The following is a 16,131-nucleotide window of genomic DNA, read 5'->3' on the forward strand; positions in this document are numbered from 1 at the left end:
CCGCTTACCGCGCGTACGCAAACCCCCCCCCCCCGCCCACGCCCCGCAGTCCCCCCCATGCGAAACGCACCGTGACCTGTGACCCCCGGACCCACTTCGGTCCGGGGCTCACTGCTTTTCGTATGCGGGATACGGGATACGGGATACGGGATGTGAGATACGGGCTACGGGATGCCGTACGCCCTGCGCGGGCGCTACTTGTCGGCGCGTACGGGGATGTCGAGGATGACCTGCGTGCCGCGCTCCGGGGCCCGCACCATGTCGAACGTGCCGCTCAACTCGCCCTCGACCAGGGTGCGGACGATCTGCAGGCCGAGGTTGCCCGAGCGGTGCGGATCGAAGTCGTCGGGCAGTCCCACGCCGTCGTCCTGGACGGTGATCAGGAGGCGGGCGTCCTTGCTGGTGCCGCCGCGCACCGCGGAGACCTCGACCGTGCCCATGTCGCCCTCGCGGAAGCCGTGTTCCAGGGCGTTCTGCAGGATCTCGGTGAGGACCATCGACAGCGGGGTCGCCACCTCGGCGTCCAGGATGCCGAAGCGTCCGGTGCGCCGGCCCGTGACCTTGCCCGGCGAGATCTCCGCCACCATCGCGAGGACGCGGTCGGCGATCTCGTCGAACTCCACGCGCTCGTCCAGGTTCTGGGACAGCGTCTCGTGCACGATGGCGATGGAGCCCACCCGCCGCACGGCCTCTTCGAGCGCCTCGCGGCCGGTGGCGGAGTCGATGCGGCGGGCCTGCAGGCGAAGGAGCGCGGCGACCGTCTGGAGGTTGTTCTTCACCCGGTGGTGGATCTCCCGGATGGTCGCGTCCTTGGTGATCAACTCGCGCTCGCGGCGGCGCAGTTCGGTCACATCACGAAGGAGTACGAGAGAACCGATGCGCGGGCCCTTGGGCTTGAGCGGGATCGCGCGGAGCTGGATGACCCCGTCGCCGCCCTCGATCTCGAACTCGCGGGGCGCCCAGCCGCTGGCGACCTTGGCGAGCGCCTCGTCCACCGGGCCGCGGGACGGGGCCAGTTCGGCGGTCGCCGTGCCGAGGTGATGTCCGACCAGGTCGGCGGCGAGGCCGAGGCGGTGGTACGCGGAGAGCGCGTTCGGCGACGCGTACTGGACGATCCCGTCGGCGTCGAGCCGCAGCAGACCGTCGCCCACGCGCGGCGAGGCGTCCATGTCGACCTGCTGGCCGGGGAACGGGAAGGAGCCGGCCGCGATCATCTGGGCCAGGTCGGACGCCGACTGGAGGTAAGTCAGCTCCAGCCGTGAGGGGGTGCGCACCGTGAGCAGGTTGGTGTTGCGGGCGATGACCCCCAGGACGCGCCCTTCCCTGCGTACGGGGATGGACTCGACCCGCACCGGGACCTCTTCGCGCCACTCGGGGTCGCCCTCGCGCACGATGCGGCCCTCGTCCAGGGCGGCGTCGAGCAGGGGGCGGCGGCCGCGCGGGACGAGGTGGCCGACCATGTCGTCCTGGTAGGAGGTGGGGCCGGTGTTCGGCCGCATCTGCGCCACGGAGACATACCGGGTGCCGTCGCGGGTGGGGACCCACAGCACGAGGTCGGCGAAGGAGAGGTCGGAGAGCAGCTGCCACTCCGAGACCAGCAGATGCAACCACTCGAGATCGGAGTCACCGAGAGCGGTGTGCTGGCGGACGAGGTCGTTCATGGAGGGCACGTGTGCGAGCGTACCTGGCACTTACCGCGGGTCCGCCCCGGGCGATTCCCGACGAGCCGCGGCGCCAGGGCGGGACCCTCAACCCACCCTCGGCACCGCAGCCCTTCAGGAACACGACCACCGGAATGTGCGGTACCGGCGGCCGATCGGAGGATCCGGCACGGTCAGGGCAGAGAGTGCCGGTTCCTCGGTCCGCCCTCCTGTGCGGGAAGGGCGGATGCTTTACCAACGCATTGTGGACTAGACCATTCACCTGTGTCTATGCGTAGGCGGATGTTTATTGTTGTCTACTTCTTTCACTTCTGCCCCCGGTGCCCCAGGGATCACGCCTCCGCCGACCCGGATGCGGTCGCCGGCCAGGCGTGCATGGCCAGTTCGGCGACGGCTTCCAGCTCCTGCCTGGTCGCGCCGTCACGGGACTGCTGGGACATGCCCTGCAGGACCGCTCCGGTGTAGCGCGCGAGCGCGGGGGCGTCGATGGTCGAGGGTAGCTCGCCCGCGGCGATCGCGGACCTTATCCGCGACTCGATGGAGCCGACATTGGCGTTGCGCTGGTCACGCAGGCTCGCCTCGACCTCCGGCGTCGCGCAGTTCGTCGCGGCGTAGATGACGAGGCAGCCGCGGGGGTGACCCGGCTCCGTGTACTTGGCCGCGGCCTCGTGCAGCATGCGCGCGACGCCGCCCCGGACGGTCGGCTCCTCGGCGAAGGCGCGGTCGCCGAAGCCACCGTACGTCTGGCCGTAGACCCGCACGACCTCCTCGAACAGGGACCGCTTGTCGCCGAAGGCCGCGTACATGCTCGGCGCGCCGATCCCCATGGCCCGGGTGAGGTCCGTGACCGAGGTCGCCTCGTACCCGTGCTCCCAGAACGTGCGGATGGCCTGCTCAAGGGCGGTCTCGCGGTCGAAGGAGCGGGGGCGTCCGCGCTGTTTCGCCGGCTGCTCGACCGGTGGCCGCGCAGGGTCTCTCGTCACCATGGAGTGAATTCTATAGCGGGCGCTAGAAAAACGGGCCGGGCTCGGCTACGGTTTCTTTCTGTAGCGACCACTAGAGAAATCTTTGGACGGGAAGAGGGGGCGGCTCCCATGGGCACGCTTGCAGGGAAGACGGCACTGGTCACGGGCGGCAGCAGGGGCATCGGGCGGGGCATCGCCGAACGGCTCGGGCGGGACGGCGCACGGGTCGCCGTGCACTACGGCAGCAATGAGGCCGCCGCGAAGGAGACGGTCGCCGCGATCGAGGGGGAGGGCGGCTCCGCCTTCGCCTTCGGCACGGAGCTCGGCGTGCCCGGTGACGCGGAGGCGCTCTGGGCCGAGTTCGACCGGCACGCTGACGGCCTGGACATCCTGGTGAACAACGCGGGGATCGGGCTCTACAGCCTGGTGGGCGAGGTCCAGGAAGCGGATTACGACCGGGTGTTCGCGGTCAATGTGAAGGCGCCGTTCTTCATCATCCAGAAGGGCCTGGACCGCCTGCGCGACGGCGGCCGCATCATCAACATCTCCTCCGGAGTCACCCGGATCGCCTTCCCGATCACCATCGGCTACTCGATGACGAAGGGCGCCCTGAACGTCCTGACGCACACCCTGGCGCAGGACCTGGGCCCGCGGGGGATCACGGTCAACGCGGTGGCGCCGGGGATCATCGAGACGGAGATGATGGCCGGGATTCCCGACGGCCAGCACAGCGAGATGGCGAAGTACTCGACCTTCGGCCGCATAGGCCAGCCTGCCGACGTGGCGGACATCGTCACCTTCGTCGCCTCGGACGACGCGCGCTGGATCACCGGCCAGTACATCGACGCGACGGGAGGATCGGCGCTGGGACTGTGACGTCCCATGGCATCCGGCGTCAGCGGGTCTCCGTCACCTTCGCGAGGGCGCGGGGCGCGTCCGGGTCCTGGCCGCGGGCGATCGTGACCTCGTAGGCGAGCAGGTGGAGCGGGATGATCTCCAGGATCGGCTGGAGCTCTTCCGGTACGCCGTCGGTCGGCAGCGCGAAACCGGCCGACGCCTGCTCCACCTGCCCCTTCGGGCCGACGACCACAAGGTCGGCGCCGCGCCCGCGCAACCGGTCGAGCACGGGCTGGAGGACCTCGCCACCCTTGCCGTCCGGGACGACGGCGATGACGGGCGAGATGTTGTCGACCATGGCGAGCGGGCCGTGCAGCAGGTCCGCGCCGGAGTAGGCGAGGGCGGGGATGTAGCTCGTCTCCATCAGCTTCAGGGCCGCTTCCTTGGCGGTCGGCAGGCCATAGCCACGGGAGGTGATCACCATGCGTTCGGCGAAGCGGTAGCGGGCGGCCAGCGTCCTGATCTCGGGCTGGCGGTCCAGGAGTTGGGCGGCGAGTTCGGGCAGCGCGGCGGTGGCCGATACGTCACCGTCATGCAGCCCCTCGACGAAGAGATAGAGGGCCAGGAGGGACGCCGTGTAGGTCTTCGTGGCGGGGAGCGCCTTCTCCGGGCCCGCCAGGACGTCGATGTGGTGTTCGGAGACGGCGGCAAGCGGCGAGTCCGGGTTGTTGGTCACCGAGAGGGTGAGCGCGCCGGCATCGCGGGCGGCGCGGGTCGAGGCCACCAGGTCGGGCGAGCCCCCGGACTGACTGACGGTGATGACCAGGACGTCCCTCAGGTCGGGCTTGGCTCCGTAGGCCGTGATGGTGGACATGGAGCTCAGTCCGCAGGGCACGCCGAGGCGGACTTCGAGGAGGTATTTGGCGTACAGGGCGGCGTGGTCGGAGGTGCCGCGTGCGGTGAGGAGGACGAAGCGGGGCTTCTTGGCGGCGACCAGCCGGGCGGTCTCACGGATCTTCGGGGCGCCGGCCTCGAGGATGCGGCGCAGCACCTCGGGCTGTTCGGCCATCTCACGGGACATGATCCGGCCCGGCTGCTCGCTCTGCGGGGCCGTTGTCGTGTCGGTCATGCCTCCACTGTGCTCGCTCGGGGCGTGGCTCGCTTGATGGGAGGGAGGGGAGGGAGGAGGGAGGGGAGGGAGGGGGAGGCCCCCCGGGGGGACTGCTCGACGGGCAAGGCTTGAGGGGAGCGCCGAGCATGGGATGCGGGAGCGGCCGAGCGTGGACCGGACGGCTGCGGACCGCGTGATACCGAAGCCCGAGAACCCGGGGCTCCGGCGGGCCCACTCTGTTAAATTGGTCTAAACCACACAGTCCCTGTGAGTCCCCTCTCCAGATCGGCAGGCCCAGCGTGGAAGTTGTCATCGTCCCGGACGCCAAGGCAGGCGGCGAGCTCATCGCGGAGGCCATGGCCGCCTTGGTGCGCCGTAAGCCTGACGCCCTGCTCGGTGTCGCCACCGGATCCACCCCGCTGCCCATCTACGAGGCCCTTGCCGCCAAGGTCACCTCCGGTGCCGTGGACGCGTCGCGGGCGCGGATCTGCCAGCTCGACGAGTACGTCGGACTGCCCGCGGGGCATCCCGAGTCCTACCGGTCCGTGGTGTTGCGTGAGGTCGTCGAGCCGCTGGGGCTCAGCGAGGCGTCCTTCATGGGGCCTGACGGCAGCGCGGAGGATGTGCAGGCGGCGTGCGACGCGTACGACGAGGCGCTCGCGGCGGCCGGCGGTGTCGATCTCCAGTTGCTCGGGATCGGTACGGACGGGCACATCGGGTTCAACGAGCCGTGCTCCTCGCTGGCCTCGCGTACGCGGATCAAGACGCTGACGGAGCAGACGCGGGTGGACAACGCGCGGTTCTTCGACGGGGACATCGAGCAGGTGCCGCATCACGTCATCACGCAGGGCATCGGGACGATTCTCGAGGCTCGGCATCTGGTGCTGCTTGCCACGGGTGAGGGCAAGGCGGACGCGGTGGCCGCGACGGTGGAGGGGCCTGTCGCCGCGGTGGTTCCGGCTTCGGCTCTGCAGTTGCATCCGCATGCGACGGTCGTTGTGGATGAGGCCGCCGCGTCCAAGTTGAAGCTTGGGGAGTACTTCAGGGCCACGTATGCGGCCAAGCCTGCCTGGCAGGGGCTGTAGTACCGGGCGTTGCGTGAAGGTGCCGGGCCCCCCGCTTGGGGGTGCCCGGCACCTTGCTGTTTGTTGCTTGAGTGCGGCTCGGTGGGTGGGCACAGACCGTCACCGGCCGGTAATTACCTCCGCCGCCGCCAATCCGCACACCCGTGCCGCGCCATGCGTGGCGATATGGAGGGAGCCCTGTGGGTGGGACTGGGGGACGCCCATTTCCACCACCACTGTGTCGGGGCGGGATGCCAGCAGGGTGTTCAGGGCCTCTGCCATCCAGACGTGGCGGTGGGCGTCGCGGACCACGGCGACCACCCTCCGCTCCCCCGCCTCGGCCAGCGCCAGCGCGCCCGCGTCCGGGCCGGTGAAGCTGCCCGTCTCCGTTCCCGGGAGCAGGCGTTCCAGTTCCGCCGCCACGCCCCACGGGGTCTCGTCGCCCACCGCGATGTTGGCCATCGGCGTGAAGGCGGCGACGTACGGAGCTTCGGTGAGCGCGGCGTCGTAGGAATTGCCGCGGGTGACGGTCAGGGCGCGGCGGGCCGCGACCAGGCCGATCTCGGTGTCGGGCGCGCCCCCCGAACGGTCGGCCACGCCCGACACCGAGGTCCAGTGGGCCAGCGCACGGACGCGGGCGGCCGCGTCGGCGAGGCGTTCCTCGGAGAGTTCCCCCCTGTGGACGGCCCCCACCAGCGCGTCCCGCAGGCGAAGCACCGTCTCGTCGTCCGCGAGGCCGCCGCCCACGCAGATCGCGTCGGCGCCCGCGGCGATGGCGAGGGCGCTGCCCCGCTCGATGCCGTACGTCGCGGAGATGGCCTGCATCTCCATGCCGTCGGTGACGATCAGGCCGTCGTAACCCAGTTCCTCGCGTAGTACGCCTGTCAGGATGCGGTGCGACAGCGTTGCCGGGTACTCGGGGTCGAGCGACGGGACCAGGATGTGCGCGCTCATCACGGCCCGTGTGCCCGCGGCGATCGCCGCGCGGAACGGGGCGAGGTCACGGGCCCGGAGCACTTCGGGGTCGACTCCGATGCGCGGCACGTCGTGGTGTGAGTCGACCGCGGTGTCGCCGTGCCCGGGGAAGTGTTTGGTGCAGGCGGCGACGCCGGCGGACTGCAGGCCCTCGACGTATGCGGCGGTGTGCCGGGCCACCAGGAGCGGGTCGGCGCCGAAGGAGCGTACGCCGATGACCGGGTTGTCCGGGTTGGAGTTGACGTCCGCCGAGGGTGCCCAGTTGAGGTTGACGCCGCACGCGGCGAGGCGGCGGCCCAGCTCGGCCGCCACGTCACGGGTCAGCGCCGTGTCGTCGACCGCGCCGAGCGCGTGGTTGCCCGGGAAGGAGGAGCCGGAGCGGACCTCCAGGCGGGTCACGTCACCGCCCTCCTCGTCGATGGCGACCAGGACGTCGTCGCGTTCGGCGCGCAACTGGGCGGTGAGTGCCGCCAGTTGGGCGGGCGATGCGATGTTGCGGCCGAACAGGCCGACGGAGGCGAGGCCTTCGCCGATGCGGCGGAGCAGCCAGTCCGGGGCGCTGGTGCCGACGAAGCCCGGCTGCAGGACGGTCAGGGCGTCCCGGGTGAGGGTGTCGGTGGGGCGAATGAGTGTCGACATATGGCGTGTTATCCCTTCACGGCGCCGTCGGTCAGACCGCTGACGGCCCTGCGCTGCAGGAAGACGAAGAGGACCAGGATCGGGATGGCGAAGAGCGAGGCGGCGGCCATGGTGGCGCCCCAGTCGTCGCCGAAGGCGGTCTGGAAGCCGGAGAGCCACACCGGAAGCGTCTTGGCCTCCGCCTCCTTGTTGAGGACAAGGACCAGCGGGAATTCGTTCCAGGCCGTGATGAAGCCGAAGAGCGAGGTCGACATCAGGCCCGGTGCGAGCAGCGGCAGGATCACCCGGCGGAACGCCTGCATCCGTGAACAGCCGTCGACCATCGCCGACTCCTCCAGCTCGCGCGGCACGGCGGCGACGAAGCCGCGCAGTGTCAGGAGCGTGAAGGGCAGGATCATCACCATGTAGAAGAGGGTGAGCGGGACGAGGCTGTTCAGCATGTCGGCGTCGCGCACGATCATGTAGATGGCGATGACCATGACTTCCCAGGGCGCCATCTGGGCCAGCATGAAGCCGATGATGAAGCCGCGCCGTCCCTTGAAGCGCATCCGGGCGAGTGCGAACGCCGACGCGAGGCCGATGATCAGCGAGAAGAGCACGGCGAGGACGGTGACGGTGAGGGAGTTGCCGACCATCGTCCAGAAGTGGTCGGCCTCGACGGCCGTCTTGAAGTGCTCGAACGTCGCGTCGGTCGGGAACCACACCGGGTCCTCGCTGATGATGTCGCCGGTCGGTTTGAAGGCCGTGGCGAACATCCAGTACACGGGGAAGACGAACCCGATGAAGAGCACGACGGCCACCGCGTTGGGCCAGATGCGGCGGAGCCGCCGAGACGAAGCAGTGCGCGTCACAGCTCGTCCTCCTCTTGCTTGAGCACGATCCGCAGGTAGAAGGAGGTCAGGGCCAGCAGGATGACGATGGTGAGCAGCGCGATCGCCGCTCCCATGCCGAAGTGCTGGTTGCCCATGCCCTCGATGTAGGCGTAGACGGGCAGGATTTCGGTGAGCCGGTCGGGGCCGCCCTCGTTGAGTGCCATGACCTGCGCGAACGCCTTGAAGACCCAGATGATCTCCAGGAACGTCGTCGCGTAGAGGAAAGGCCGCAGATACGGCAGCGTGACGTTCTTGAACCGCTTCCACACGCCCGCGCCGTCCAGCGACGCGGCCTCGTAGAGCTCCTTGGGGATCGTCGTCGTCGCGGCGTACAGGTTGATCGCGACGAAGGGGATCGACTGCCAGACGATCAGGACGATGACCACGAAGAACGTGGAGAACTGGCTGCCCATCCAGTCGTAGTCGGCCATCGAGTGCCAGCCGGCCTTGTCCAGGACCCAGTTGACGACACCGAAGCGCGTCGCGAACAGCCACTGGTAGACGGTCGTCGCGGCGATGATCGGCATCGCCCAGGTGAGGATGAGTCCGACCAGGAGCAGCGTCCGCATCCGCTTGCCGAGCCGTGCGAGCAGCAGGCCGATCAGGGTGCCGAGCAGCATGATCAGTGCGACGTTGACCGCGGTGAACGCGATCGAACGCCCTGTGACCCGCCAGAAGTCCTCGCCGGTGAGGACTTCCTTGAAGTTGTCGATCCCGTTCCACTCGGTGAGGTGGAGGATGAACTGCCTCATGTTGAGGTTCTGGAACGACAGGATCCCGTTGTTGACCAGGGGCCAGCCGAGGAACACGAGCGTGGCCGCGATCGCGGGAAGCAGGAGCAGGTAGGGCGCGAGCGACCGGGCCCGCTCGCGGGGCTTGCCGGTGTCTCCCGGCCGTCCGTCCGTTTTCACGACGTCCGTCGGGCCGGAGGGCGGCCGTTCGGTCTGCACGGTCATGCTCGCCATCTCTTTCGTGGGCATCGCGGAACGCAGCGCTGTGCCGGGGCATCGGGCCCGGGGGTGCTGACACCCCGGGCCCGAAGTCCCCGGCGGGAGCGCGTCCTTACTGCTTCTGCGACAGGCGCTTGTTGAGCTCGCCCTCGACCTGCTTGGCGGCCTCGTCGTTGGACTTACCGTTCAGGACCGCGGTCATGTAGTTCTTGATCGGGTTCGGCGGGTTCTCCACCGCGGCCCACTCCGGGATCAGCGGGGTCGTGCCGCCGCCGGCGGTGGCGGGGGCCATGGCCTCGGCTGCGGGGTTGCCCTTGAGCCGGTCCTCCAGGGCCTGCTTGTTGGGGATGACGCCGCCTTCCTTGGCGAGCGCGCCCTCGAACTTGTCGGACAGGGCGATCTTCAGGAACTCCTTGGCGAGCTCCTGCTTCTCGCTGGTCGCGGCGACGGCGAGGTTGGAGCCGCCGAGGAAGACGCCTTCGGGCTTGTCCGCGGTGGCGCCGGGGATCGTGAAGTAGCCGATGTCCTTCTCGATCTTCGGGTTGGCCTTGATCGCGGTGGCGGCCTCCCAGCTCATGCCGACGAAGGCGCCGGTCTTGCCCTTGGCGAAGACCTCGGCCTGCTGCGGGGTGGCCTCGTCCTTGTTCTTGGGGGCCTTGGAGAGGTCAGCGAACTCCTTGTACGTCTTCATGGCCTTGGCGACCTTGGGGTCGGTGAGGTTGGAGACGTACTTGTCGCCGTCCTTCTTGACCAGTTCGGCGCCCTCGCCGATGGTCAGGCCGACGAAGTGGTACCAGTTCTGGCCGGGCATGTAGATCGGCTCGGCGTCCGTCTTGGACTCGATTGCCTTGAGGTCCTTGAGGAACTCGGCGCGGGTCTTGGGGGTGTCCTTGAGGCCGGCGTCGGCCCAGACCTTCTTGTTGTAGATGACGACGCGGTTGAGGACGAACCACGGGGCGGCGTACTGCTTGCCGTCCACGACGGACGACTTGTTGATCGACTCGGTCCAGTCGGCGCCGAGCCCTTCCTTGAGGTCGCCGAGTTCGGCGAGGCCGCCGGTCTTGGCGTACGCGGCGGTCTGGGTGTTGCCGATCTCGAAGACGTCCGGCGGGTTCTCCTCGGAGAGGGCGGTGGTCAGCTTCTGCTGGATGCCGTTCCACTGCTGGACTTCGAACTTCAGCTTCGCGCCGGTCTTCTTCTCGAAGGCCGCCGTGACGTCCTTCTGCCACTTCTCCGGCGTCGAACCGTCCATCGCCCAGAGCGTCAGCGTCTCACCCTTGAAGCCGTCGGCTCCGCCGGACTTCTTGTCTCCGTCGTCGCCGCCACACGCCGCGATCGAGACCAACATGCCCGCGACACCGATGGCCGCTATGAGCTTGCGCTTCACGTCACCCTCCTCAAGGGATGCCAGTCAACCCCCCACCCGCAGCGACCAATAGGACCGAGATCTGCCCGTGGGACTGGAACCTGGTCTTTAATGGTGTAGACCAGTACGGGGAGCTTGGCCTAGACCTTTAGGGGTGTCAAGGGTGTATAAGAAGGGCTGTCAGGTCCGTTATCGGACCGACACCTGAGGGGCGCGGTCTTCCCCCAAGCTCTCGACTTCGCTCGAGCAGGGGGCGCCCCCTCAGCCCGGTACGTGCCACGATGTGAGCCGCGACAGACGGAGGAGCCGGTGACGGCAGCAGGAAGGCGGACCATGGGCACCGAGGCGGGGAGCACAGGAACCGACGTGGACGGGGCCCCGAGCGTCGGCCGCACCGCACGTGTGCCCAAGTACTACCGCCTGAAGCGCCACTTGCTCGACATGACGGAGACCCTGCCGCCCGGCACCCCTGTCCCGCCGGAGCGCACGCTGGCCGCCGAGTTCGACACCTCGCGCACCACCGTGCGCCAGGCCCTGCAGGAGCTGGTCGTCGAGGGCCGCCTGGAGCGGATCCAGGGCAAGGGCACCTTCGTCGCCAAGCCCAAGGTCTCCCAGGCGCTGCAACTCACCTCGTACACCGAGGACATGCGCGCCCAGGGCCTGGAACCGACCTCGCAGCTCCTGGACATCGGCTACATCACCGCCGACGACACGCTCGCAGGGCTGCTCGACATCAGCACCGGCGGCCGTGTCCTCAGGATCGAGCGGCTGCGCCTGGCCAACGGCGAGGCGATGGCCATCGAGACCACCCATCTGTCGGCCAAGCGCTTCCCGGCGCTGCGCCGCTCGCTGGTCAAGTACACATCGCTCTACACGGCCTTGGCCGAGGTGTACGACGTCCATCTCGCGGAGGCCGAGGAGACCATCGAGACCTCCCTCGCGACGCCGCGCGAGGCGGGCCTGCTCGGCACGGACGTGGGCCTGCCGATGCTGCTGCTGTCCCGGCACTCCCTCGACGGCGGCGGAAAACCGGTGGAATGGGTGCGTTCGGTCTACCGCGGCGACCGGTACAAGTTCGTGGCCCGCCTCAAGCGGCCCACGGACTGACGCACCGCCCGCACGTACCGAGACCCTTCCGAGGTCTGGCGCGGATCACTTCGCTGTTCTACGTTCCTCCCGTCATCGCATGATGAACGGGAGGACGACCCGGTGCGCAGAGCAAATCCTCGATCCCTTGTCATCTGGACGCTCGTCGCGCTGGTGGGCGCCTCGGGCTGGACGGTGCTCGCGCTGGCGCGCGACGAGGAGGTGTCGGCCGCCTGGATGGTGGCGGCGGCCCTCGGCTCGTACGCCATCGCGTACCGCTTCTACTCCAAATTCATCGCGTACAAAGTCCTCAAGGTCGACAAGAACCGGGCCACTCCGGCGGAACGCCTGGACAACGGCATCGACTTCCACCCGACCGACCGGCGCGTCCTGCTCGGCCACCACTTCGCGGCGATCGCGGGCGCGGGGCCGCTGGTCGGGCCGGTGCTCGCGGCGCAGATGGGCTATCTGCCGGGCACCATCTGGATCATCGTCGGGGTGATCTTCGCGGGCGCCGTGCAGGACATGGTCGTCCTCTTCTTCTCCACCCGGCGTGACGGCAAGTCGCTTGGCCAGATGGCGCGCGAGGAGATCGGTCCGTTCGGCGGGGCCGCCGCGCTGCTCGCCGCGTTCGCCATCATGATCATCCTGCTCGGGGTGCTCGCGCTGGTCATCGTGAACGCCCTCGCCGAGTCGCCGTGGGGCACCTTCTCCATCGCGATGACGATCCCGATCGCACTGCTCATGGGCTTCTACCTGCGGGTGCTTCGCCCCGGCCGGGTCAGCGAGGTCTCCCTCATCGGGATCGCGCTGCTGCTGATCGCGCTCGTCGCGGGCCGCTGGGTCGCCGAGTCCTCGCTCGCGGACACGTTCACGCTTGCGCCCTCGACGCTGGTCATCTGGCTGGTGGCGTACGGCTTCATCGCCTCGATCCTGCCGGTGTGGATGCTGCTCGCGCCCCGCGACTATCTCTCCACGTTCATGAAGATCGGTACGATCCTGCTGCTCGCGGTCGGCGTCATCGTCACCCTGCCGACGCTGAAGATGGACCCGGTGACCGACTTCGCGTCGCGCGGCGACGGCCCGGTCTTCGCGGGCTCGCTCTTCCCCTTCGTCTTCATCACCATCGCCTGCGGGGCGCTGTCCGGCTTCCACGCGCTGATCTCGTCGGGCACCACGCCGAAGATGATCCAGAAGGAGCCGCAGGTCCGGATGATCGGCTACGGCTCCATGCTGATGGAGTCGTCCGTCGCGGTCATGGCGCTGGTCGCGGCCAGCATCATCGACCCCGGTCTGTACTTCGCGATGAACGCGCCCGCGGGCGTCATCGGGGACAACGTCCAGGCCGCGTCCCAGGCCGTCGCGAACCTCGGATACACCATCTCCCCCGAGGACTTGGCGCAGGCCGCCAAGAACGTCGAGGAGTCCTCGCTGCTCTCGCGCACGGGCGGCGCCCCGACCCTCGCGATCGGTGTCTCCGAGATCTTCTCGAAGGTCACCGGGGGCTCGATGCGGGCCTTCTGGTACCACTTCGCGATCATGTTTGAGGCGCTGTTCATCCTGACCGCGCTCGACGCGGGCACGCGCGTGGGCCGCTTCATGCTCCAGGACATGCTCGGGAACGTATACAAGCCCTTCAAGAACGTCAGTTGGAAGCCCGGGCTCATCATCACGAGCGCGGTCGTCACCGGCCTGTGGGGCTACTTCCTGTGGGTGGGCGTGCACGAGCCGCTCGGCGGGATCAACCAGCTCTTCCCGATCTTCGGCATCGCCAACCAGCTGCTCGCGGCGGTCGCCCTCGCCGTCTGCACGACGCTGCTCGTGAAGTCCGGGCGCCTCAAGTGGGCCTGGATCACCGGGATTCCGCTCGCCTGGGACGCGACGGTGACGCTCACCGCGAGCTGGCAGAAGGTGTTCTCCAGCGACCCGCGCGTCGGCTTCTTCCAGCAGCGCTCGAACTACCAGGACGCCATCGACGCGGGCAAGGTCCTGCCGCCCGCCAAGAACATGGACGACATGCACACCGTCGTCACCAACTCCACGGTGGACGGCGTCATTACGGCGGCCCTCGCGCTGCTCATCGTCATCGTGATCCTGGACGCGGCGCGGGTGTGCGTCAGACACATCCGCAATCCGCAGGCCTCGCGGCTGAGTGAGGCTCCGTACGTGGAGTCGAAGCTGACGGCCCCGGCCGGCCTGATCGCGACGCCCGAGGAGAAGGAAGAGCAGCTCAGGAAGGAACAGGAGCTCACCCCATGACCTGGGTCCTTCGCGGGCTTCGCTGGATGCGCTGGTACGCACGGGAGTTGACCGACGAGTCCGCGTACGACCGGTATGTGACGCACACGCGGAAGACGCATCCAGGGGCATCCGTCCCCTCCCGGAGGGAGTTCGAGCGAATGCGGACGGACCAACAGGAGTCGGACCCACGACAGGGGTTCCGCTGCTGCTGAGCAGGCACTCAACAGACACTGAGCAGGCACATTGACCCGTCCGTTATCCGGACAGGGGTTCCATAGATCAAGACTCTCGCTTAGATTTCCCGCACGTTAAAGGTGGGATAAGCGAGGGAGCGGAGCCGCGAAGTGTCAGATGTGTCAGACGCGCCTGAAGTGAGCAGACCGGTGATCACGCCGGTCCGCGTGGTCATTGCCCTCTGTCTCGTCGCGCCGTTCGTGGCGATGCTCTGGGTGAGTTCCTACGCGAAGGTCGAACCGACCTTCATCGGCATCCCGTTCTTCTACTGGTACCAAATGCTGTGGGTGCTCATATCCACCCTCCTCACGATGATCGCGTACAAGCTGTGGCAGCGTGACCAGCGCGCCCGCAAGACCGAGCAGGTCCAAGGGGGTGCCGGCCAGTGACGACACTCGCTTCTGGAACAGGTGGCGTGAACGGCGTCGCTCTCGGCGTCTTCATCTTCTTCTTCATCGCCGTCACCGTGATGGGCTTCATGGCCGCGCGCTGGCGCAAGGCCGAGAACGAGCAGAGCCTGGACGAATGGGGCCTGGGCGGACGGTCGTTCGGCACCTGGGTCACGTGGTTCCTGCTCGGCGGCGACCTGTACACGGCGTACACGTTCGTGGCCGTCCCCGCGGCGATCTACGCGGCGGGCGCGGCCGGCTTCTTCGCCGTTCCGTACACGATCCTCGTCTACCCGCTGATCTTCACCTTCCTGCCGCGCCTGTGGTCGGTGTCGCACAAGCACGGATACGTGACGACCTCGGACTTCGTGCGCGGGCGCTTCGGCTCGAAGGGGCTCTCCCTTGCCGTCGCGGTCACCGGCATCCTCGCCACGATGCCGTACATCGCGCTCCAACTGGTCGGCATCCAGGCCGTCCTTGACGTCATGGGCGTCGGCGGCGGCCCCGACACCAACTGGTTCATCAAGGACCTGCCGCTGCTCATCGCGTTCGCGGTGCTCGCCGCGTACACGTACTCGTCGGGTCTGCGGGCCCCCGCCCTGATCGCGTTCGTGAAGGACGGCCTGATCTATCTCGTCATCGCCGTCGCGATCATCTACATCCCGATCAAGCTGGGCGGCTTCGACGAGATCTTCCAGGCGGCGGGCGACAAGTTCTCGGCGACGAACGAGGCGGCGGGCAAGCCCGTCGCCGGTCTCGCGCCGGGTGAGCCCGGACAGTGGACGTACGCGACCCTGGCCCTCGGCTCCGCGCTCGCGCTCTTCATGTACCCGCACTCGATCACGGCGACGCTCTCTTCCAAGAGCCGCGACGTGATCCGCCGCAACACCACGATCCTGCCGCTCTATTCGCTGATGCTGGGCCTGCTCGCGCTGCTCGGCTTCATGGCGATCGCGGCCGGGGTCAAGGTGGAGAACGGCCAGCTGGCGATCCCGCAGCTGTTCGAGAACATGTTCCCCGACTGGTTCACCGGCGTCGCCTTCGCCGCGATCGGCATCGGCGCGCTCGTGCCGGCGGCGATCATGTCGATCGCAGCCGCGAATCTCTTCACGAGGAACATCTACAAGGACTTCATCAGGCCGGACGCGACGCCCGCGCAGGAGACCAAGGTCTCCAAGCTCGTCTCGCTCCTGGTGAAGGTCGGCGCGCTCGCCTTCGTCCTCACCATGGACAAGACCGTCGCGATCAACTTCCAGCTCCTGGGCGGCATCTGGATCCTGCAGACCATGCCCGCGCTGGTCGGCGGCCTGTTCACGCGGTGGTTCCACCGCTGGGCGCTGCTCGCGGGCTGGGCGGTCGGCATGATCTACGGCACGGCCGCCGCGTACGGCGTCGCCTCTCCGACGCAGAAGCACTTCGGCGGCTCGTCCGACGAGATCCCCGGCATCGGCGAGATCGGCTACATCGGCCTCACGGCGTTCGTCCTGAACGCGGTGGTCACCGTGGTCATGACGTTCGTCCTGCGCGCCATGAAGGCCCCTGACGGCATCGACGAGACCTCTCCGGAGGACTACACGGCGGACGCGGGCGACCCGGGCGTCGTGCGGGACCTGCCGAAGGCGACGGAGGAGGCCACGGCGGGGGCGCCGGGCGGGCACTGAGCCTTCTTGTGCGTACGCCTTTTTGTACGTACGTGATGCGGGCCGCCGGAGGAATCCGGCGGCCCGTTGTCGTGGGCGCC

The 16,131-nt window shown here is 68.4% G+C and carries 14 protein-coding genes; 7 read left to right on the forward strand and 7 right to left on the reverse strand.

Translation table 11 applies throughout. From position 1 onward, the window contains the following. Positions 1-194: 194 nt before the first annotated feature. On the reverse strand, positions 195-1,661 hold the full coding sequence (locus tag ACFWY6_RS11370) for a PAS domain-containing sensor histidine kinase (RefSeq protein WP_266873117.1): 1,467 nt from the start codon (positions 1,659-1,661) through the stop codon (positions 195-197). Positions 1,662-1,993: 332 nt separating this feature from the next. Further along, entirely contained in the window at positions 1,994-2,647 is a 654-nt protein-coding gene (locus ACFWY6_RS11375; protein WP_384687954.1) for a TetR/AcrR family transcriptional regulator, read from the reverse strand. 108 nt (positions 2,648-2,755) lie between these two features. Between ACFWY6_RS11375 and ACFWY6_RS11380 the strand changes: the two genes are divergently transcribed. Continuing rightward, positions 2,756-3,502, forward strand: a complete 747-nt coding sequence (locus tag ACFWY6_RS11380; protein WP_384687955.1) for an SDR family oxidoreductase — start codon at positions 2,756-2,758, stop codon at positions 3,500-3,502. 19 nt (positions 3,503-3,521) lie between these two features. Here ACFWY6_RS11380 and ACFWY6_RS11385 read toward each other — a convergent pair whose 3' ends face one another. Then, positions 3,522-4,592, reverse strand: coding sequence for an SIS domain-containing protein (locus tag ACFWY6_RS11385; RefSeq protein WP_384687956.1), 1,071 nt, complete (start codon positions 4,590-4,592; stop codon positions 3,522-3,524). Between the two features lie 281 nt (positions 4,593-4,873). On the opposite strand from ACFWY6_RS11385, the gene nagB reads away from it, so the two are divergent. Continuing rightward, positions 4,874-5,659 (forward strand): glucosamine-6-phosphate deaminase, encoded by a 786-nt coding sequence (gene nagB, locus ACFWY6_RS11390; protein WP_384687957.1) that lies wholly within the window; start codon positions 4,874-4,876, stop codon positions 5,657-5,659. 99 nt (positions 5,660-5,758) lie between these two features. On the opposite strand, the gene ACFWY6_RS11395 is transcribed toward nagB, so the two are convergent. The 4 genes from ACFWY6_RS11395 to ACFWY6_RS11410 all read right to left on the reverse strand — a co-directional run bounded on the left by ACFWY6_RS11395 (position 5,759) and on the right by ACFWY6_RS11410 (position 10,461). Then, positions 5,759-7,252: a glycoside hydrolase family 3 protein gene (locus ACFWY6_RS11395; protein WP_384687958.1), complete on the reverse strand. Its 1,494-nt coding sequence runs from the start codon at positions 7,250-7,252 to the stop codon at positions 5,759-5,761. Positions 7,253-7,260: 8 nt separating this feature from the next. Continuing rightward, positions 7,261-8,067: a carbohydrate ABC transporter permease gene (locus ACFWY6_RS11400; RefSeq protein ID WP_266873116.1), complete on the reverse strand. Its 807-nt coding sequence runs from the start codon at positions 8,065-8,067 to the stop codon at positions 7,261-7,263. 32 nt (positions 8,068-8,099) lie between these two features. Then, complete coding sequence (locus tag ACFWY6_RS11405) at positions 8,100-9,080, reverse strand: carbohydrate ABC transporter permease (protein WP_384687959.1); 981 nt, start codon at positions 9,078-9,080, stop codon at positions 8,100-8,102. Between the two features lie 106 nt (positions 9,081-9,186). Further along, the gene (locus tag ACFWY6_RS11410) at positions 9,187-10,461 is read right to left on the reverse strand and encodes an extracellular solute-binding protein (protein ID WP_384687960.1); all 1,275 of its coding nucleotides are present in this window, start codon (positions 10,459-10,461) and stop codon (positions 9,187-9,189) included. A gap of 312 nt (positions 10,462-10,773) precedes the next feature. On the opposite strand from ACFWY6_RS11410, the gene ACFWY6_RS11415 reads away from it, so the two are divergent. The 5 genes from ACFWY6_RS11415 (at position 10,774) to mctP (ending at position 16,051) form a co-directional block, all read left to right on the forward strand. Continuing rightward, on the forward strand, positions 10,774-11,547 hold the full coding sequence (locus tag ACFWY6_RS11415) for a GntR family transcriptional regulator (protein WP_266873115.1): 774 nt from the start codon (positions 10,774-10,776) through the stop codon (positions 11,545-11,547). Between the two features lie 102 nt (positions 11,548-11,649). After that, complete coding sequence (locus tag ACFWY6_RS11420) at positions 11,650-13,785, forward strand: carbon starvation CstA family protein (protein WP_384687961.1); 2,136 nt, start codon at positions 11,650-11,652, stop codon at positions 13,783-13,785. Beyond that, complete coding sequence (locus ACFWY6_RS11425) at positions 13,782-13,979, forward strand: YbdD/YjiX family protein (RefSeq protein ID WP_360767530.1); 198 nt, start codon at positions 13,782-13,784, stop codon at positions 13,977-13,979. Before ACFWY6_RS11420 ends, ACFWY6_RS11425 begins: the two co-directional genes overlap by 4 nt. Positions 13,980-14,120: 141 nt before the next feature. After that, the gene (locus ACFWY6_RS11430; RefSeq protein ID WP_384687962.1) at positions 14,121-14,390 is read left to right on the forward strand and encodes a DUF3311 domain-containing protein; all 270 of its coding nucleotides are present in this window, start codon (positions 14,121-14,123) and stop codon (positions 14,388-14,390) included. Positions 14,391-14,416: 26 nt separating this feature from the next. After that, positions 14,417-16,051 carry a monocarboxylate uptake permease MctP gene (gene mctP, locus ACFWY6_RS11435; RefSeq protein WP_384687963.1) on the forward strand — a complete coding sequence of 545 codons (1,635 nt, stop codon included), beginning with the start codon at positions 14,417-14,419 and terminating at the stop codon, positions 16,049-16,051. Positions 16,052-16,131 lie beyond the last annotated feature (80 nt).

The sequence above is a fragment of the Streptomyces sp. NPDC059037 genome (assembly GCF_042740015.1).
Taxonomy (GTDB): domain Bacteria; phylum Actinomycetota; class Actinomycetes; order Streptomycetales; family Streptomycetaceae; genus Streptomyces.

Bases quoted from the DNA above. Each gene is read 5' to 3' on its own strand.
- ACFWY6_RS11370 (WP_266873117.1), bottom strand. From the start codon at position 1,661: ATGAACGACCTCGTCCGCCAGCACACCGCTCTCGGTGACTCCGATCTC.
- ACFWY6_RS11375 (WP_384687954.1), bottom strand. From the start codon at position 2,647: ATGGTGACGAGAGACCCTGCGCGGCCACCGGTCGAGCAGCCGGCGAAA.
- ACFWY6_RS11425 (WP_360767530.1), top strand. From the start codon at position 13,782: ATGACCTGGGTCCTTCGCGGGCTTCGCTGGATGCGCTGGTACGCACGG.
- ACFWY6_RS11405 (WP_384687959.1), bottom strand. From the start codon at position 9,080: ATGACCGTGCAGACCGAACGGCCGCCCTCCGGCCCGACGGACGTCGTG.
- ACFWY6_RS11385 (WP_384687956.1), bottom strand. From the start codon at position 4,592: ATGACCGACACGACAACGGCCCCGCAGAGCGAGCAGCCGGGCCGGATC.
- ACFWY6_RS11380 (WP_384687955.1), top strand. From the start codon at position 2,756: ATGGGCACGCTTGCAGGGAAGACGGCACTGGTCACGGGCGGCAGCAGG.
- ACFWY6_RS11395 (WP_384687958.1), bottom strand. From the start codon at position 7,252: ATGTCGACACTCATTCGCCCCACCGACACCCTCACCCGGGACGCCCTG.
- ACFWY6_RS11415 (WP_266873115.1), top strand. From the start codon at position 10,774: ATGGGCACCGAGGCGGGGAGCACAGGAACCGACGTGGACGGGGCCCCG.